This window comes from Kitasatospora sp. NPDC057518, from assembly GCF_042802075.1.
In the GTDB taxonomy this organism is placed as follows: Bacteria; Actinomycetota; Actinomycetes; order Streptomycetales; family Streptomycetaceae; genus Kitasatospora.
The window spans coordinates 1-2224 of record NZ_JBHVEU010000729.1 but is presented as its reverse complement, the minus strand read 5'-3'; the positions used below and the strand labels follow the sequence as shown (position 1 = coordinate 2224).

Below are 2224 nucleotides of genomic sequence, written 5' to 3'. Positions count from 1 at the left end.
GCGGAGTCCGCCGGGGGCACCCGTTTCTCACGCTCGGGGCGCGGGTCCTACGCGGGGCGCGGGCCTCACTTCAGGCGCTTGCCCGCCGAACGCAGCTGCTCGGCGGCCTCGCGCACGCGGGCGGCCATGCCGGCCTCGGCCAGCTTGCCCCAGGTGCGCGGGTCGTAGGTGTTCTTCTTGCCGACCTCGCCGTCGACCTTCAGCACGCCGTCGTAGTTGGCGAACATGTGGCCGGCCACCGGGCGGGTGAAGGCGTACTGGGTGTCGGTGTCCAGGTTCATCTTCACGACGCCGTTCTCCAGCGCGGTGGCGATCTCCTCGGCGGTCGAGCCCGAGCCGCCGTGGAAGACGAAGTCGAACGGGTCGGTCTTGCCGTACTGCTTGCCGATCGCGTCCTGCAGCTCGCGCAGCAGCTCCGGCTTCAGCACGACGTTGCCCGGCTTGTACACGCCGTGCACGTTGCCGAAGGAGGCGGCCAGCAGGTAGCGGCCCTGCTCGCCCAGGCCCAGCGCCTCGGCGGTGCGCACGGCGTCGTTGACGGTGGTGTACAGCTCGTCGTTGATCTCGTGGGTGACGCCGTCCTCCTCGCCGCCGGTCGGGGTGATCTCGACCTCGAGGATGATCTTGGCGGCGGCGGCCTGGGCCAGCAGCTCCTGGGCGATGGCCAGGTTGTCGGCGAGGGTCTCGGCCGAGCCGTCCCACATGTGCGACTGGAACAGCGGGTTCTCGCCCTTGGCCACGCGCTCGGCGGAGACCGCCAGCAGCGGGCGGACGTAGCCGTCCAGCTTGTCCTTCGGGCAGTGGTCGGTGTGCAGCGCGACGGTGACGTCGTACTTGGCGGCGACGATGTGGGCGAACTCGGCGAGCGCGACCGCGCCGGTCACCATGTCCTTGCTGTGCTGGCCGCCCAGGAACTCCGCGCCACCGGTCGAGATCTGGATGATGCCGTCGCTCTCGGCCTCGGCGAAACCACGCAGCGCGGCGTGCAGGGTCTGCGACGACGTGACGTTGATGGCCGGGTAGGCGAACTTGCCCGCCTTGGCCCGGTCGAGCATCTCGTTGTAGACCTCGGGAGTTGCGATGGGCATGCGATCCGCTCCTGTCGGGTTGCGGCGTACGGACGGTGCTGTCCGACGCTGTGTACGCCTTCGTGACGACTCCGTGCCGGCCCGCCGACGCGCGGCGTTGCGGTGGTGGCTCTCCGGCACGTTCGCGGCGACCTGCGCGGTACGGCCATGAGGGTGGTGTGCCACCGCGGACCGGACGCCTGTGCCATCTTCCCAGACTCGTGCCCGCGGGTCAGCAGGAGCCCGCCATGCGGAACGTCGCACGGTACGGGCGCACGGCGGCACCCGGGCGGCCCCGGCGGGGATCGGAACCGGTCCCGGCCGGGCGCCGTCGGCACGGTACGCCCGCGTCGCCGGCAAGGTGCGACCGCTATCCTGCGCCCGTGGACTACAACCAGCTGGCCGTCAACCTGCTCGACGCCAAATCCCTGATCTCGTCCCTCGGCGCCATCGGGCTGATCGCGATCATCTTCGCGGAGACCGGCCTGCTGGTCGGCTTCTTCTTCCCGGGTGACTCGCTGCTGATCCTCGCGGGCGTCGCCGCCTCGAACGCAGCCTCCTCGGTGCTCGGTGACGGCGCCAAGCTGCCGATCGCCGTCCTGCTGATCGGCTGCCCGATCGCGGCGATCGCCGGCGCCCAGCTCGGGCACCTGATCGGCGCCAAGGTCGGGCCGAAGATGTTCGACAAGCCCGATTCGAAGATCTTCCGCCGCGACTACGTGGTGAAGGCGGAGGAGTACTTCAACAAGTTCGGCTCCGGCAAGGCCGTCGTGCTGGCCCGCTTCATGCCGATCATCCGCACCTTCCTGAACCCGGTCGCCGGCACCCTGGAGATGCCCGCCCGGACCTTCTTCGTCTGGAACGTGATCGGCGGCGTGCTGTGGACCGAGTCCATGCTGCTGATCGGCTACTTCTTCGGTGACGCGCTCGCCCCGGTGATCGACAAGTACCTGATCCCGGCGGTGCTGCTGATCGTCCTGCTGTCCATCTCGCCGATCCTGATCGAGGTCATGCGCGAGCGGAAGAAGAAGCGGGCCGGCGTCGGCGCCGAGGTCGACGAGGAGAGCCAGGTCCAGGCCGGCGGCGGCCGGCACCGGCGGGGCTGAGCGCCCGCCGCTCCGGACACGGCGAGGGCCGGTGCTGTTTCACGTGAAACC

General features: G+C 70.0%; 2 protein-coding genes. One reads left to right on the top strand and one right to left on the bottom strand.

Annotated elements, in window-relative coordinates; all coding sequences use genetic code 11:
- Window positions 1-65 precede the first annotated feature (65 nt).
- Window positions 66-1088, bottom strand: coding sequence for a class II fructose-bisphosphate aldolase (gene fbaA, locus ACFU7Z_RS38875; RefSeq protein ID WP_049659648.1), 1023 nt, complete (start codon window positions 1086-1088; stop codon window positions 66-68).
- A 362-nt stretch (window positions 1089-1450) separates the two neighbouring features.
- Here fbaA and ACFU7Z_RS38870 point away from each other — a divergent pair, with 362 nt between their 5' ends.
- On the top strand, window positions 1451-2173 hold the full coding sequence (locus tag ACFU7Z_RS38870) for a DedA family protein (protein ID WP_049659650.1): 723 nt from the start codon (window positions 1451-1453) through the stop codon (window positions 2171-2173).
- The last annotated feature ends 51 nt before the right edge of the window (window positions 2174-2224 follow it).